Below are 15,688 nucleotides of genomic sequence, written 5' to 3' on the forward strand. Positions count from 1 at the left end.
CCTGGCGAGGTCAGTACGTCGCGGCGTTGTCGACGTGGAAGTTGTAGAGCTGCCTGGCCGAGCCGTAGCGGGTGAAATCGGTGGGGTCGGCATCGATCCCGGCGGCGGCCAGCAATTCGGTGAGCTCGGCGAGATGCTCGGCTGCCATCTCCTTCTTGATGCAGTCCGCACCCAGTGACGCGACGGTGCCCCGCACGTAGATGCGCGCCTCGTAGAGCGAATCACCCAGTGCTTCACCGGCATCCCCGCAGACGACGAGTCGACCGGCCTGGCCCATGAAGGCGCTCATATGGCCGATATCGCCGCCAACGACGATGTCGACGCCCTTCATCGAAATGCCGCAGCGCGCGGCGGCATTGCCCTCGATCACGAGCAGACCGCCATGCGCGGTGGCACCAGCGGACTGCGAGGCATCGCCTTGGACGCGGACCGTGCCCGACATCATGTTCTCGGCCACCCCGACGCCCGCATTGCCCGCGACGGTGACCGTCGCGTGCTGGTTCATGCCCGCGCAGTAGTAGCCGACATGACCGTCGATGGTGACGTCGATGTCGCTGTCGAGCCCACAGGCCAGGGCGTGCGCGCCGCGCGGTGCGGTGATCACCGAGCGGGCGGGCGCGCCGGCCGCCTGCAGTGCCTTGTTGGTGCTGCGTACCGTGGTCGTGCGCAGATCGAAGGTGGTGGCGGTGTCGGTCATTGCCGATGCCATACGTAGACCTCTTCCGGTTCGGGCTCGAAGATTCGGGCGGAGTCGATGCCGGGCAGGTCTGCCAGGGCGCGGTATTCGGAGGCCATCGCCACCCAGCGGTCGGTCTCGGCGATCACGGCCGGCTTGCACGAGATCGCGTCGCGGACCACAGCGAAGGAGTCCTTGTTCGACACCAGCAGCGTGTAGAAACCGTCGAACGTTTCGTTCAGCATCAGCAGCGCCTTCTCCAGATCGACGCCGCCAGCCAGTTGTCCGGCGACGAAACGCGCGCCGACCTCGGTGTCGTTCTCGCTGTCGAACACGATGCCTTCGCGTTCGAGGGTGTGCTTGACGCTCATGTGGTTGGAGAACGAGCCGTTGTGGACGAGGCACTGGTCGGGTCCGACGGAGAACGGGTGCGAGCCCTCGGCGGTGACGGCCGACTCGGTGGCCATCCGGGTGTGGGCGACACCCTGCCACCCGGATGCGTTCGGCAGCCCGAACCGGTGGGCGAGCGCGGTGGGGTTGCCCATTCCCTTGAGGACGGTGACGTCGGTGCCGAAGCCGATCACCCGGGCGGTCGGTGCGATCGCGCGGACGGCATCGTGGAGCTGTTCGGCGGTGACCGGCGCGTGCGCCACCGCGGTGGGAGCGAGGTCGAACGCGGTGGCCTCGACGCCGAGTCGGCTGGTGAGCGCGGCCGCCAGGTCGGCTCTCGGGAGTGGTGTTTCGAGTAGCGATATCGTCGCGTGCCCCTCGGGCGACCAGATCGGGTCGCCGTAGATGGCCATGCCCGCCGAATCGGGTCCCCGGTCGCACATCTGGTCGAGCATGCCGCTGAGCAGTGCTCCCAGCTCGGGATACAGCGTCCGGTCACGCAGGTGCAAACCCACGATTCCACACATGGTGTGCTCCTCTTTCGTGGTCGGTCAGAAGGCGGTCAGGTACTGGTCGATCTCCCAGGGGGTGACCGTGTTGTGCCAGGCGAAGAATTCCTCGCGTTTGAGTCGCGCGAAGTACTCGGCGACCCCTGGCCCGGCGATATCGAGTGCTCCGGTGAGGACGGGATCGCGGTCGAGTGCGTCCATGGCGTGCAGCAACGTCATCGGCAGACTGTCGCTCTTGCTGTCGCCGCTGCCGGGTGCGCCGGGGTCGAGGGCCCGCTGCACCCCGTCGAGACCGGCGGCGATGGCGGCCGCGGCCGCGAGGTACGGATTGGCCGAGCCGTCGCCGCCTCGCAGTTCGACGCGATGGCAGTCGGGCACCCGCAGATAGTGGGTGCGGTCGTTGCCGCCGTAGGTCGCGAAGCGCGGCGACCAGGTGGCGCCGCTGCTCGTGGTGGTGGCACCGGTGCGCTTGTAGGAGTTGACCGTCGGGGCGATCACGGCTTGCAGGGCACAGGCGTGATCGAGGATTCCGGCGATGAAACCGTATGCGGTGGACGACAATCCGAGACCCTTTTCGTCCGCGGGATCGGGGAAGGCCGCGCCGTCCTCGCGCCACAGCGACAGGTGCATGTGCATGCCGGATCCGGTGCGGTCGGCGAACGGCTTGGGCATGAAAGTCGCCCGCATGCCCCGCTTCTCCGCGACCACCGACAGCAGATACCGCGCGGTGATCACGCGATCGGCGGTGGTCATGGCATCGGCGTAGTCGAAGTTCTGTTCGAACTGACCGTTTCCGTCCTCGTGATCGTTGGCGTAGTTCCCCCACCCGAGCGCGTTCATCGCGGTGGAGATCTCGGTGAGATGGTCGTACATGCGGGTCACGTCGCGAGCGTCGTAGCAGGGCTGAGAGCTCCGATCGGACGCATCGGCGGTGACGAGTTCACCCGAGGTGCCACGGTTGACCAGAAAGTACTCGATCTCGGCGCCGACATTGACGGTGAACCCGAGATCGGCAGCGCGGCGCAACGTCTCGCGCAGGATGATCCGCGGCGAGTACGGCCACGGCTCGCCCTCGACGTGCGGGTCGCAGTGCACCAGCGCGAGGCCGGGGCGGATGAACGGAATCGGGGTGAACGAGGACGCGTCGGGCATCGCGACGAGGTCGGGATCCTTGGGCTGCTGCCCCATGCCGCCCGCGGCGAAACCGGCGAATCCGACACCGTCCTTCTCGAGTTGCCCGACCGCCTGCGCGGGAACGAGTTTCGCGCACGGTTTGCCCGACAGGGTGACGAACAGGGCGAGGATGAAGGTGGTGCCGGTGCTGTGGACCAGTTCGGTCAGCGTCGGCTGGGTGTCCGAGGCGATCGGGGTGAAGGCTTCGGCAGTATCGATGGCCATGTCGGGCTCCTGGTGGGGATGATCGAAAGGTGGTGGGCCGGTTCATCGCATCTCGCCCGCGCCTTCGTAGGGATGGGGGCTGAGCAATAGGTCGTTCTCGGCGAATCGGCTGTACCGGAAGTCGCGGGGATCGACGTCGGGCAGCGTGGTTGTTCCGGTGGTGAGCAGGTCGGCGACCAGTTCGCCGACCGCGGGGGAGATCTTGAATCCGTGGCCGGAGAACCCGGTCGCCAGGAACAACCCGGCTACGGGCGCGGGGCCGATGATCGGGTTGTAGTCGGGGGTGACGTCGTAGGCGCCCACGTAGGAGCTGGTGATGCGCGGGTCGGGCATGTCGGGCAGGCGCTTGTCGAGTGTGACGATGGTCTTCTCGAAGGTGGCCTCGTCGGCGCGGTTGACGAAGTTGTCGGGATCGATGTACTCCGGTGTCTGGTGATCCGAATTGCCGACCAGCAGTTCACCGTTGGGTTCGCGGCAGAGGTATTGCAGTCCCGACAGGTCCGACAGCACCGGCACTTCCGGCGTCGGTTCGCCCTGGTCGACCAGCACGAGTTGGGCGCGTTGGGCTTTGACGTCGACCTCGACACCGACGCCGGCGGTTAGCGCCGGTGTCCACGGACCGGCGGCCAGAATCACTGTTCCGGCGTGGATCTCGGCGCCGTCGGCGAGCCGCACGCCGTAGACCGTGCCGGTGTCGTCGGCAAGAAGTTCCGCGACCGCGGTGGATTGACGAATTCTGACTCCGAGCCTGCGTGCCGAGGCGGCGAAAGCCATCCCCGACATGTAAGCCTCACCACGCCCGCCCAGCGGTTCATAGGCGAAAGCCGCGAAGTCATCCAGGTGCAGCCCCGGCCACAGTTCGGCCATCTTGTCATGACCGATGACGTCGACGTCGATGCCGAGCCCGCGCATCATGGCGACATTGGCTCGCAGCGGCGCGAGATTGTTCTCGGCCACGCCGACGACATATCCGCACTGTCGGAAGGCCATGTCGTCGCCGAAGATCTCGCCCGCTCGGCTGAAGATGTCGATGCCGTACCAGGCCATCGCGGCCAGCGACGGGTTGCCGTAGTGGCACCGGACCACGCCGCTGGACTTGCCCGTCATGCCGGAGCAGAGCGTGTCGCGCTCGAGCACGAGGACATCGGTCTCGCCACGATCGGCCAGTGACCAGGCGATGGCGAGCCCCTCCAGTCCGCCACCCACGATGACGTACTCGGCTGTTTCCTTCACAGTGGTTCCCGATTCTCCTGAATGTTTCCTGTTGCGATTCGGTGTTGTATGTAATGAAACAGCTCCTGGATGTCCACCGTGTTACGCCCCCGTCAATCGCGGATGTCGCCGAGGGTGGTTGATGGTTCTGGTGACGACGTTTCCTGTGGGTAGGTGCTCATTCATGAGAATTAACATGCAGGAAATGCGGTCAATGGTTTCCTATCAATAGTTGAAGTTTCACCACAGCGGCTGGACAAGCTGCTTGTCCAGCCGAGTCGAGGAGAGTTCCGATGACCGCTACCGAATCCGTCGCCCCGTTCCGGGTGACCACCGAGTTCTGGCAGAACCTGCCGCAGATGCCGACCGCTGAGTACCCCGGTACGCAGGGCTACATCGACGACGTCTACTCGAACCCGAACGGCTCGGAGATGTCGGCCGGGTACTTCGAGCTGCGCAGTACCGATGCGCCGCTGGACTACCACTACGCCTACGACGAGATGAAGGTCGTCCTCGAAGGGGAGTTCCGGTTGGAGAATCTCGACACCGGGCAGGTGGAGACGGCCGGGCCGAAGGATGCGATCTTCTTCCCGAAGGGATCTCGCATCCGGTTCATGACCCCCGACCGGGCGCTGGCCTTCTTCGTCGGTCACCGTTCGTTCGCGCCGTAGTCATGGCGGTGTCGATGGCGAACACCAGCGTGCCGCGGTGGTCGGCACGGTCGGTGGGAAGTGTCGAGTTCGATTCGCGCACACCGTGTTACCTCGTCTTTGTCACCGATGTGCGGGCGCTTGCCGATGTCGCGACACATCGTGCGCGGATTCCGGCGCCGAGCACGGTGGTCGATACGCGGGTCGTGGATGTGGATGCGGCGCTCGCCTCGGCGCGGACGGGGTGGCGCTTCCTCGTCGTCGGCGACGGCGCGGGAGTCGCTCGGATTCGTGCCCGCATCGTGGCTGCCGGTGCGATCGACGAGGAGTTGATCACCGTCGTCCTCGGTGCCGACGACGGATTCGATGCGGGAACGCGCGAGGTGTTCTGCGCGCACTGCCGCTCGACGACGGCTACCGGAGCGAGGATCGACGAGACGATGACCTGCGGTGGGTGCGGCGTCGAATTGGTTGTCTACTACCACTTCTCCCGCCGCCGCCACGCCTACCTCGGGTACAGCGCCGATGCGGAGAACCTGTCATGACGACCGCGGGGCCGAACGAGTTGCCGCTGCGGGTCACCGGGCTGCGGACGCTGTGCGAAGGGATTCGCGAAGTGACCCTGGGGCTCGCGGGCGATGGGGTGCTGCCGTCCTTCGCGCCCGGTAGCCATCTGGCGGTCGGCTGGGCTGACGGTGAACGGAACTCCTACTCGCTGACCGGTCCGATGGTCGAACCCCGGCACTACTCCATCTCGGTACGTCACGACCGTGCGGGTCGTGGCGGGTCGGCGTGGGTGCACTCGTTGCGGGTCGGCGACGATGTGGTCGCCTCGCGGCCGCGCAGTGCCTTCGCCCCAGTGGCCGATGCCCGTCATCACGTGTTGGTCGCCGGCGGGATCGGTGTCACGCCGATCGTCTCGCATGTTCGCGCGGCGGTCATGTGGCAGCGCTCCTTTGAGGTGGTCTACGTCCACCGCCCGGGCGCCGACGCCCATGCCGAGGACCTGCGCGCGCTGGCGCGCGACCGGCTGACGATCCTGCGGAGCGGGCCGGAACTGTTGGCGCACATGAAAGCTCGCCTGTTCGACGTTCCGCTGGGTGCGCACCTGTACGTGTGTGGACCCGAAGGACTGATCGAGGCGGTGACCTCGGCCGCGCTCGACGCGGGCTGGCACCGGCAACGTCTGCACGCGGAGCCGTTCGCCTCCGCCGCCGCGGCGGGCGGTGCGCCGTTCGCCGCACGCCTCGGACGCAGCGGCGCGCTGGTTCCCGTCGGCGCCGAGACTTCGCTGCTCGAAGCGCTGCTGGCCCGCGGCATCGCGGTGCCCAACTTGTGCAGGCAGGGCGTGTGTGGCGAATGCAAACTCACCGTCCGCGGCGGCGGGATCGATCACCGCGACACCTATCTCACCGACGACGAGCGAGCCGCGGGCGACGCGATGATGCCGTGCGTGTCCCGCGCCGTCGGCGACCGAGTGGAACTGGAACTGTGATGATCTACCGCAACGCCGACATCGAGAACTACCCATTTCCGTTCCCGCGCGACCAGTACCGATACAGCACCAACCTCGAACCGACCGGTCGGCGCAACGCTTCGGCCGCGGGCGGGTGGGGTGACCGCCGCGTCGACATCGACCGTCGCTATCGCAGCGAACTCGACGAACGCGCGCGCATCCTCGCCGCGGATCCCTCCCGATCGCAGTGCCTGCCACACATGGTGCCCGCGTGCTGGGACGCCATGCTGACGCTGATGCGCGAGCTGGCCGCCGACTACCCGGCAACGATGCGTCTGGATCGAATATCTCCGGATGACAACACGTTTCGGTGGCGCAACGACCTGCTCGGCATCGACGATACCTTCACCTTCGGCGACCCGGCCACCTTGCCCACCGCCCCACTGGACTACATCTGCGGCCAGATCCAAGAAGATGTTGTGTTGCTCGATCAGCGGGCAGGCCAACTCTGGGGTGACGCGGGTGTTGTCACCTTCGCGGCCAATTGGTCGTTCGGATTCGACATCGGGATGAGCTTCCTGCAGATCCACGGGCCGGTGCCGCGCGTGCACAGCGAGAAGGTCATCACCAGGGCGCACGAGTTCTTGATGCGGCTCGAGCCCGGCCAGAGCTTCCGGCGCACCAACTGGTCGCTGACGGTCGACGGCAAACTCGACACCGCCACCGAGACCTACCGCGAGTGGGGCCGCGACCGCCGCACCCTCGCCGAGGGTCCACTCGACGAAGTGGGCGACCGCCTGTTCCTGAGAACCGAAGTGCAGCACCTGATCCGGCTGCCGCACTCGGGTGCGGTGATGTTCCTGATCCGTACCTACCTGCTGCCGTTCGCGGCGATCGCGACGGTCGACGCCTGGGCCGACCGGCTGTACCGGGTGCTCGAGGACCTGCCCCACGACATGACCGAGTACAAGGGACTCGAGCGCACTCGTGGCCCGGCGCTGCGCTGGCTCGCCACCTTCGGTGGTGTGACGCCATGAAGCACTTAACAAGGACGTCACCGTAGGTCGACCTCTCGAAACCAACGGGATGGTCCACTACTGGTGGACCGAGATTCTCAATGGCAGACTCCTGCCGCATGACCCTCTGAGGTAGACAACAATGGAAGAAGCAATAGTCGCGGCGGATACCGCCTGGATTCTCGCCGCCTTCGCCGCGGTGAGCTTGATGGTTCCCGGCCTGGCCATGTTCTACGGCGGCATGGTGAGCGCGAAGAACACGCTCAACATGGCGATGATGACATTCGGCGCCTTCGCCGTTGTCGGCATCCTGTGGGTGCTGTTCGGTTACTCTGCCGTGCTGGGCAATTCGCTCGGCGGGGCCGGGCTGCTCGGTGATCCACTCGAGGCGCTCGGTCTCGCGTCGATGCTGACAGCGCCGGAGGTTCCCGCGCTCCCGCCCGCGCTCGTCGCCGGGTTCCAGTTGCTGTTCGCCGCCATCACCGTCGCGCTGATCTCCGGCGCCGTCGCCGACCGGATGAAGTTCGGCGCCTGGATGGTCTTCGCCGGGGTATGGGCCACGCTGGTGTATTTCCCTGTCGCCCATTGGGTTTTCGCGTTCGACTCCGCAGACGGATCGATCACTGGCGGCTGGATCGCCAACAAGCTCGCCGCTGTCGACTTCGCCGGTGGCACCGCGGTCCACGTCAACGCCGGTGTCGCGGCCCTGGCCCTGGTGCTCGTGCTCGGCAAGCGTGGGAACTTCGCGAATCCGCCACGACCGCACAGTCTTCCGTTGACCATGCTCGGCGCGGGCATCCTGCTGTTCGGCTGGTTCGGCTTCAACGGCGGGTCCGCGCTCTCGGCCGGCAACAGCGCCGCGGTCGTCGTACTGAACACGCTGGCTGCCGCGTGCGCGGGTATCTGCGCGTGGCTGCTGGTCGAGAAGCTGCGCGAGGGTCATGCCACGTCGTTGGGCGCCAGTTCCGGCCTGATCTCCGCGCTGGTCGGCATCACCCCGGCTTGCGGGGCCGTCTCGCCGATGGGCGCGCTGCTTATCGGCGGTGCCGCGGGTGCGCTGTGCTGCCTCGCGGTCTCGATCAAGTTCCGGCTCGGCTACGACGACTCGCTCGACGTGGTCGGAATCCACATGGTCGGCGGCATTCTCGGCACGCTGCTCATCGGCTTCATCGCCGATCCCAAGGCACCCAACGGGGTGGCGGGGCTGCTCTACGGCGGCGGGGTCGACCTGCTGTGGCGGCAGACGGTCGCGGTGGTGGCGGTGCTCGCGTACAGCTTCATCGTCACCTGGCTGATCGCGAAGGCGCTCGACAAGACCATGGGTCTGCGCGTGCATCACGAGAAGGAGGCCGAGGGTCTGGACGTGGCCGTCCACGGCGAGTCCGCGTACGCGATGGAGACGATTCCCGTCGCGTCGGTTCCCGTCGCGGAAGCCGAGGCGGTCGAAGCCGCCGAGGCGATCACCACCGATGCGGTGGAGGCGCCCGTCCGCTGACCCGCGACCTCGCGCCCGCCCCCTTTCGGTCCATCACCGAGAGGGGGCGTTCGGCGTGCGCAAGGGTTTCCTCAGAGGAAACTTCGGTCGGCTATGATCGACGCTATGACAGCCCGACTGGTCCAGGAAGTTCGCGACACCGGCGACCCCGCTCCCGTCCAGCGTGAGGTCACCGGGACCGCGCCCACCGGCAACGATCTCGAGGAGGCGATCGCCCGGCAGGTGCGCGCGCTGCGCAAGGCCGCCGGGCTGTCGGTGGGCGACATGGCCGACAAGGTCGGCATCTCCAAGGCGATGCTGTCGAAGATCGAGAACGCCCAGACTTCGTGCAGTCTCTCGACTCTCGCGCGCCTGGCCGCTGGCCTCGACGTCCCCGTCACCTCGCTGTTCCGAGGCGCCGACACCGAGCGCGAAGCGGTGTATGTCGAATCAGGGCACGGCGCGGTGATCGTCGGCCGCGGAACCCGCGTCGGTCACCACTACGAACTACTCGGGGCATTGCGTGGCCAACACAAGCGCCTCGAACCCGTCCTCGTCACCCTCACCAACGCCAGCGAGATCTTTCCGCGCTTCCAGCACGCGGGCACTGAACTGCTCTACATGCTCGAGGGCGTGATGGTCTACGGACACGGCGACGCTGAATACACTCTGCGACCAGGCGATTCGCTGCTGCTCGACGGCGAGGGCATTCACGGCCCGAACGATCTGGTCAGGCTCCCGATCAAGTTCCTCGCGGTCACCGCCTACCCGGACAACCACGAGTCCTGATCGACGTCGATCGCCCCCGTCGCAGGGTGCGACGGGGGCGATCGGATGTCGTGGAGACTACGAGCCTGCTTCGGCTTCGGCGGCCCGGAGGAAACTGGGCGTATTCGACGCGCAGGCCAAGCAGATGGCCTGGTGGTCCGCGGACGGGTCACGGTCCATTTCATAGGCGATGTAGGAATCCTCGCAACGATGGCACCGCACGCGTGTTTCCCAGGGATCCTCGACCTCGGTGCGCGGGTCGTGCGGACGGTCGAGGACGAACCAGCCGGGCTTCGAGATACGGAGCGCGACAGCGTAGATGGCTGCGGCGAGTACGCAGCTCACCGGTGGTGCCCACACCGTGCCCGACGCGCCACCGAAGGCGACCAGAGCGATGCCGACAGCCGACGAGACCGACCAGGCGGTCATTCCCGCGGGGTTGACCGCTGGCACCCGGCCGGGCCGGAACTCCGCGGTGCCCAGCGCCGAACCGCTGCGTGACGTCAGGGCGATGTGGGTCATCGCGATCGCCACCCAGCTGACGATGATCACGCCCTGGTAGCTCAGTGCCTGCAGGATCCAGGTCAGGACATTCGTGAGCATCATGACGTAGACGACCACCGCGACCACACCCAGCCAGAACACCCGGGGGAGCGTGATCTTCAGTGCTCGTACGAAAAAGTTCTGCAGGTTGGTCGAGGCCAGATAGAAGTTGCCGGTATTGACCCGGGTCTGACTGATGAGCACCCACAGCAGACCCCAGAAGCCCATCATCGCGATGATCCCGAGAATGGCCGACTCCTCGTTGAGCGGGCCCTCGATCTCGATGGTGTGCGCCAGGAACATGCCGACGACAGCGTTGACGAACAGCGTCATCACGTAGAACGGCGTACCGAAGGTGACCCGCCCGTTGAACACCGCGTCGGCGGGCTTACCGAAGCGGGCGAAGTCCCAGGCCATCATCGTGACGACCCACACACCCATGTAGATCGTGTAGGCGAACCACCAGCCGGGGACGCCAGAGCTGGCGGCAGCGGCGGGCTCATAGGTCAGCCAGTCGTTGGAGTAGCCGTACTCCGCGATGGTCCACGCCACCGAGCCGACCAGCCCGAGCAGATACAGCGGCAGCAGCCATCCGTTGATCTTGTCGAGCCAGGTTGTCACCCCGCGCATGGCCAGCGGCGCCTGGTAGAGGACGACGATCAGCGCGCACACCGCGATCGGCACCGCGGGCAGATACGCGTGCAGCGCGGCGGCGACGATCGCGCCCTCGGCGACCACGTAATAGGTGATGGTGATGCCGAACAGCGCGGCCGCGAAAGCCGAACCGGCCCTGCCGAACAGGGCACGAGAGAACAGCGAGACGCTGGTGCCGGTCTTGGCGGCGTAGCGAGCGGCGACGGAGTTGATCACGCCATAGCTGACGGCCGACGCGGCGATGCCGATCAAGGTGTCGATCGTGCCGACGGCGAGGGTGACGGTGCTACCGACGACCACCCAGAACATCGCGCTCATCAGACCGAACCAGGCCATCGAGATCGACAGTCTGCCGCTGCGCCACGACAGCGGGACGATGTGCAACGAATAGTCTTCGGCGGCAGCGTGTTCGAGGACCTTGGGGTCGTCGGTGGTTGACGTGACGAGTGGGGGTATGTCGCTGGTGCGCAGCGGCGGCGAAACGGACATCGAGTCTTCCTTCGATTCGAGCGGGGGTGCTGGCGCCGTTGCCGGCCGGGGAGTCGGGAGCGGGGGTGCCGCGGATGCCACCGCGTCGTGGCATCCGCGACAACAGGTTTCAGACCGCGGCGGGTTCGGCGGTCAGCGTGCCCAAGACGTAGGGGATGGCCGGGTCGTCGGTCCAGTGCACGATGGTGCGGCGGCGCAGCATCGCCCGGAACTGATCGGTGGTGTTCGGCAGCACCTCGCCGCTGCCCCAATCGAGGATCACGCCATACTGGCGGACGCAGTCCATCTCGTTGATCAGCCCGGTCTGATACTCGGTGGACACCTCGGCGGGGTCCTTCGCCATCCAGGCGTGCCGGTTGGCGCGGATGTAGTCGCGCGCGGCGGCGGTTGCCTCGAGATCGACCGCGTACTCGAAGATTTCGGGGTCGACCTCGCGGATGACGACGCCGTAGTCCTTCTCGGCCCGCTCGATCGTCACGTACCCGTCGATGACATCCTCGAGCACGGCGTCGATGTCGCGCTGCAGGGCGTCGCCGAGCCCGCCGCCGCCGGCGGAGGGGCGGGTGAACTCGTCACCGGATTTGATCGGCAGCGCGGCGAAGATCGATCCGAGATACTGCTGTTGGTCGGTGCCCTTGTTGAGCCACACGCCGTGCGGGATGGACGGTAGCCCGCCCCACAGGCCCCAGGTCACCGAGCGTTCCCGGTCGCAGCAGTACGACATCACCGTGTTGTTGCTCGCCCACAGCTTGCCGCCCTTCTCGGCGCCGAGGCCGCCTCGGAACTTGCCCGGCCCACCGGAATCGGGCACCAGATCGTGGCGGGAGGTGAGTACCGGTGCGAGGCGTTCCTGGCCTTCGAAGGGTTGGGTGCCGTACTGGACACCGAACACCGCGGCGGAGGCGTTGTAGCCGTCGGCGCCGTTGCGGGCGCCCCAGCCGCCCATCATCCAGTCGTACCACATGAAATTCGGGTTGCCGGATTCGCGCCCGTCTCGCCCGCCGACCAGCAGATACTCGAGATTGAACGTGCACGCCATCGCCCGATCGGGCTGGATGTCGGACCAGATCTCGAAGACCGAGCTCATGATCTTCTCGAACGGTCCCGAACAGAATCCGGCGCACGGCGAGGGCCAGTCGGCATTGACCACCGAACCGAGCGGACCGAGATCGGCGGTGACCACGCGGTAGAAGCCGGAGTTGAGCGGGATATCCGGGAACTGCATCTTCGTGCCCGCGACGATGCCGGCGAACGAGCCGCCGAACCCGGCGTTGAGCATCGACGAGATCGACGCGTGCGATTCGCTCAGGTCGTAGTGCACCGAGTCGCCGGAAATCGTCATCTTCATGGTCACCGGGATCAGGCCCTCGCCGAGCGCGGGGTCCTGGTCGATGTAGTCCTCGGTGTACCAGACACCATCGGGCAGCGACGAGATCTTCGCGCGGGTCAGCTCCTCGACGTAGTCCTGCACCTCGGCCATTGCGGTTTTGATGGTCTCGACGCCGTATTTGTCGCACAGGCGCTGGATCTCGCGTTCGGCGACACGGGTGGCCTCGGCCTGGGCCTGCATGTCGCCGATGATGTCGCGCGGATTGCGGGTGTTCTTGGCGATCAGATACGCGACGTCCTCGAGGAATTCGTCCTTGCTCCAGAGCCGGGTCGGCGGAATGCGCAGGCCCTCACCCATGTGGTCGAGTGCCTTGACGTTGAACGAACCCGGCGTCGCGCCGCCCACATCGGCCCAGTGCCCGTTGGCCTGCGCATAGCCGAGCAGCTCCCCGTGGTAATAGATCGGCCGGATGATGCGGGTGTCGTTGAAGTGGCTGCCGCCTTCGTAAACATCGTTGATGATGAAAACGTCGCCGGGGTGGATATCGCCCTCGAACTGCCGGATGACGGCCTTGGCGGTGTAGTGCAGTGTGCCGACGTGGGCCGCGATGTCGCCGGTGCCCTGCATCACCGTGTTGCCCTCGGTGTCGCAGAGGGCCGAGGAGAAGTCGCGCGAATAGATGACGAAGGAGTAGCAGGTCCGCAGGATCTGCTCAGCCATCTGGTCGACGGTGTTGATGAAGGCATTCTTGAGTACCTCGAAGGTCACCGGATCAAGTGATGTTGGCATGGTTCACCTCAATGAATTCGATAGGGAGATAAGGGATTACGCGGTCTGCTCGAGCACGAGGTTGCCCCATTCGTCCGCCCGCGCGGTCGTGTGTGGCGGCACCACGGTGGTCGAATCGAGCTGGTCGACGATGCACGGTCCGACCAGGACGGCACCGGCGGGCAGGTCGCCGCGGTGGTAGATGGGGGTCCGCAGCCGGGCCGACTCGTCGGGGAACAGCACCTCGCGGACCTCGACAGGCACCGGGGTGAAATCGGCCGGGTCGATCGGGACGGCGGGGACCACGTCGTTGCGCGGGGTCACCCCGATCGCCCGGACCAGCACCCGGTAGATCTCCACGCCCGCGGCCTCGTCGGCGAAGTTGTGCTCCTTCAGGTGCGTCGCGTGGAACGTCGCGATGACCTCGTCGAGGCTGCTCAGCGGGCCAGACACCGGCACCGCGATGGCCCGCCACTGCCCGAGGTAGCGCATATCGAGGTAGTACTCGAACATCATGTCGGCGTCGTCGACGTGCTCGGCGGTGAGACGCTGCCTACCCTGGGTCTCCAAGTCGCGGAACGACCGGTTCAGATGACCCAGATCGGCTGCCGCCGCGTCGGCGAGGTACATCTTGGTCAGGTCGTGCTGGATGTCGACGAGCATGCAGCCCATCGCCGAGGTGACACCGGGATGCGGGGGGATGATCACGGTCGGGATGCCGAGGTCCTTGGCCAGGTACGCGGCGTGCAGCGGGCCCGCGCCACCGAAACCGACCAGCGCGAAGTCGCGCGGGTCGTGCCCCTTGCGGATCGAGATCAGCCGGATCGCATCGGCCATATTCGCGTTGGCGACCTTGATGATCGACTGCGCCGCCGTCTCCACGTCCAACCCCAGTGGGGTCGCGATCTTTTCGATCGCCGCCCGCGCCATCGACTCGTCGAGCTTCTTCACCCCGCCCGCGAGCTTCGTGCCGACCGTGCCGAGTACCAGGTTGGCGTCGGTGTTGGTCGCCAGATTGTCGGCGACGCCGTAGCAAGCCGGGCCGGGTTCCGAGCCCGCGGACTGCGGGCCGTTGTGCAGCGAGCCCGCCTCGTCGAGCCAGGCGATGGAGCCGCCGCCGGCCCCGATGGTGAGCACCTCGATGCTCGGGAAGCAGATCGGGTAGCCGAATTCGACGCTCCACGTATTGGTGGTGCCGAGCATCCCGTTCTCGGTGAGCGACACATCGGTGGAAGTGCCGCCCATATCGAAACCGATGGAGTTCTCGAAACCGCACATGCGCGCGATGTGCCTGCTGGCGATGGCACCCGCGGCGATGCCAGAGGCGGCCAGGCGCGCACCGTACTTCTCGGCCATCTTGGGGGTCATCACACCGCCGCCGGAATGCAGCAGCAGCACGTCGTTGGCGTAGCCGTTCTCCTCGAGCCGGGCTTCGAGCGTGCGGGCATACGGCCCGATGATCGGCACCAGTGCCGCGTTGGCGACGGTGGTGGAGAACCGCTCGTATTCGAAGATCTCCGGCAGCACATCGCTCGACGTGGTGATCGCGACACCGGGCAGTTCCTCGGCGAGGATCTCGGCCATCCGCTCCTCGTGCTCGGGGTTGGTGAACGAGTTGACGAAACAGATGGCGACGGTTTCGATGTCGCGTCGGCGCAGGATTCGCGCGACATCGCGGGCCTGGTTCTCGTCGAGGGTTTCGAGGACCTTGCCGTCGTAGCCGATGCGTTCGCGCACCGTGAGCCGATGCCTGCGCTGCACGAACGGTTCCGCGACGGCCTGATACGGATCCCAGGATTCGCGGTCGCCGCGCCGGATTTCGATCACGTCGCGGAATCCCTCGGTGGTCACCAGCGCGATCTTGGGGAATTTACGAGTGATCAGCGCATTGGTGGCGATGGTGGTGCCGTGGGAGAAGAATTCCACATCGGCCCAATCGACGCCCGCCTGTTTCATCCCGGCCAGGACGCCTTCGATGGGGTCGGACTGGGTGGGGTATTTCGCGGTGATGATCTTTCCGTCCGCGCCCTGGACGAAAACGTCGGTGAAGGTGCCGCCGATATCTACTGCGGTGCGAATCTTCGCGGGCCTGCTGATGGCCTCGGTCATGGTGTCCTCCTCGGATGCTCTCGCCGAACACGACCTACGAAACCGGGAACGGCGGCGCCGAGCAATTGGACTGACCGCCAGCGCGCAGCGCGCCGGGACTGGATGTTCGTACACCCCCGCGCCTGCTCCGATGCTGTTCACCAGCGCGAACGGGTGCGCGCGTCGAGTAACGTGCACGTGTCCGACACCTGGGCGAAACGCATGGTCACCGGATCGCAACCCGGTCGCCCGGTCGTGTCGGGAGTT

13 protein-coding genes and 1 pseudogene are annotated in these 15,688 nt (G+C 66.4%); 7 read left to right on the forward strand and 7 right to left on the reverse strand.

Annotated features, from left to right (window positions below):
* Positions 1-10: 10 nt before the first annotated feature.
* The 4 genes from BOX37_RS13735 to BOX37_RS13750 are packed head-to-tail and all read right to left on the reverse strand — an operon-like array spanning position 11 to position 4,206.
* Positions 11-697 (reverse strand): GltB/FmdC/FwdC-like GXGXG domain-containing protein, encoded by a 687-nt coding sequence (locus BOX37_RS13735; RefSeq protein ID WP_420811597.1) that lies wholly within the window; start codon positions 695-697, stop codon positions 11-13.
* Positions 694-1,593, reverse strand: a complete 900-nt coding sequence (locus tag BOX37_RS13740) for a class II glutamine amidotransferase (protein ID WP_071927989.1) — start codon at positions 1,591-1,593, stop codon at positions 694-696. The genes BOX37_RS13735 and BOX37_RS13740 overlap by 4 nt, the downstream gene beginning before the upstream one ends.
* A gap of 24 nt (positions 1,594-1,617) precedes the next feature.
* Positions 1,618-2,973, reverse strand: a complete 1,356-nt coding sequence (glnT, locus tag BOX37_RS13745) for a type III glutamate--ammonia ligase (protein ID WP_071927990.1) — start codon at positions 2,971-2,973, stop codon at positions 1,618-1,620.
* Positions 2,974-3,015: 42 nt separating this feature from the next.
* Positions 3,016-4,206, reverse strand: a complete 1,191-nt coding sequence (locus BOX37_RS13750) for an NAD(P)/FAD-dependent oxidoreductase (protein WP_071927991.1) — start codon at positions 4,204-4,206, stop codon at positions 3,016-3,018.
* 167 nt (positions 4,207-4,373) lie between these two features.
* On the opposite strand from BOX37_RS13750, the pseudogene BOX37_RS36130 reads away from it, so the two are divergent.
* The 7 genes and pseudogenes from BOX37_RS36130 to BOX37_RS13780 all read left to right on the forward strand — a co-directional run.
* Positions 4,374-4,421 (forward strand): annotated as a pseudogene (locus BOX37_RS36130) (Trm112 family protein); the annotation flags it as partial.
* A 57-nt stretch (positions 4,422-4,478) separates the two neighbouring features.
* The gene (locus BOX37_RS13755) at positions 4,479-4,856 is read left to right on the forward strand and encodes a cupin domain-containing protein (protein ID WP_071927992.1); all 378 of its coding nucleotides are present in this window, start codon (positions 4,479-4,481) and stop codon (positions 4,854-4,856) included.
* Positions 4,857-4,870: 14 nt separating this feature from the next.
* Complete coding sequence (locus BOX37_RS13760) at positions 4,871-5,380, forward strand: dimethylamine monooxygenase subunit DmmA family protein (protein WP_156910393.1); 510 nt, start codon at positions 4,871-4,873, stop codon at positions 5,378-5,380.
* Positions 5,377-6,330, forward strand: a complete 954-nt coding sequence (locus BOX37_RS13765; protein WP_071927994.1) for a PDR/VanB family oxidoreductase — start codon at positions 5,377-5,379, stop codon at positions 6,328-6,330. The genes BOX37_RS13760 and BOX37_RS13765 overlap by 4 nt, the downstream gene beginning before the upstream one ends.
* Complete coding sequence (locus tag BOX37_RS13770) at positions 6,330-7,328, forward strand: heme-dependent oxidative N-demethylase family protein (protein WP_071927995.1); 999 nt, start codon at positions 6,330-6,332, stop codon at positions 7,326-7,328. Before BOX37_RS13765 ends, BOX37_RS13770 begins: the two co-directional genes overlap by 1 nt.
* Positions 7,329-7,449: 121 nt before the next feature.
* The gene (locus BOX37_RS13775; RefSeq protein ID WP_071927996.1) at positions 7,450-8,802 is read left to right on the forward strand and encodes an ammonium transporter; all 1,353 of its coding nucleotides are present in this window, start codon (positions 7,450-7,452) and stop codon (positions 8,800-8,802) included.
* 105 nt (positions 8,803-8,907) lie between these two features.
* Entirely contained in the window at positions 8,908-9,570 is a 663-nt protein-coding gene (locus BOX37_RS13780) for a helix-turn-helix domain-containing protein (protein ID WP_071927997.1), read from the forward strand.
* A gap of 57 nt (positions 9,571-9,627) precedes the next feature.
* Here BOX37_RS13780 and BOX37_RS13785 read toward each other — a convergent pair whose 3' ends face one another.
* The 3 genes from BOX37_RS13785 to BOX37_RS13795 form a co-directional block, all read right to left on the reverse strand.
* Positions 9,628-11,235, reverse strand: coding sequence for a purine-cytosine permease family protein (locus tag BOX37_RS13785; RefSeq protein ID WP_071927998.1), 1,608 nt, complete (start codon positions 11,233-11,235; stop codon positions 9,628-9,630).
* 109 nt (positions 11,236-11,344) lie between these two features.
* A complete protein-coding gene (locus tag BOX37_RS13790; RefSeq protein WP_071927999.1) occupies positions 11,345-13,354 on the reverse strand; it encodes a hydantoinase B/oxoprolinase family protein in 2,010 nt (669 codons plus the stop codon).
* Between the two features lie 36 nt (positions 13,355-13,390).
* A complete protein-coding gene (locus BOX37_RS13795) occupies positions 13,391-15,442 on the reverse strand; it encodes a hydantoinase/oxoprolinase family protein (protein WP_071928000.1) in 2,052 nt (683 codons plus the stop codon).
* Between the last annotated feature and the right edge of the window lie 246 nt (positions 15,443-15,688).

Origin of the sequence: Nocardia mangyaensis (assembly GCF_001886715.1) — a bacterium.
Classification (GTDB): Bacteria; Actinomycetota; Actinomycetes; order Mycobacteriales; family Mycobacteriaceae; genus Nocardia; species Nocardia mangyaensis.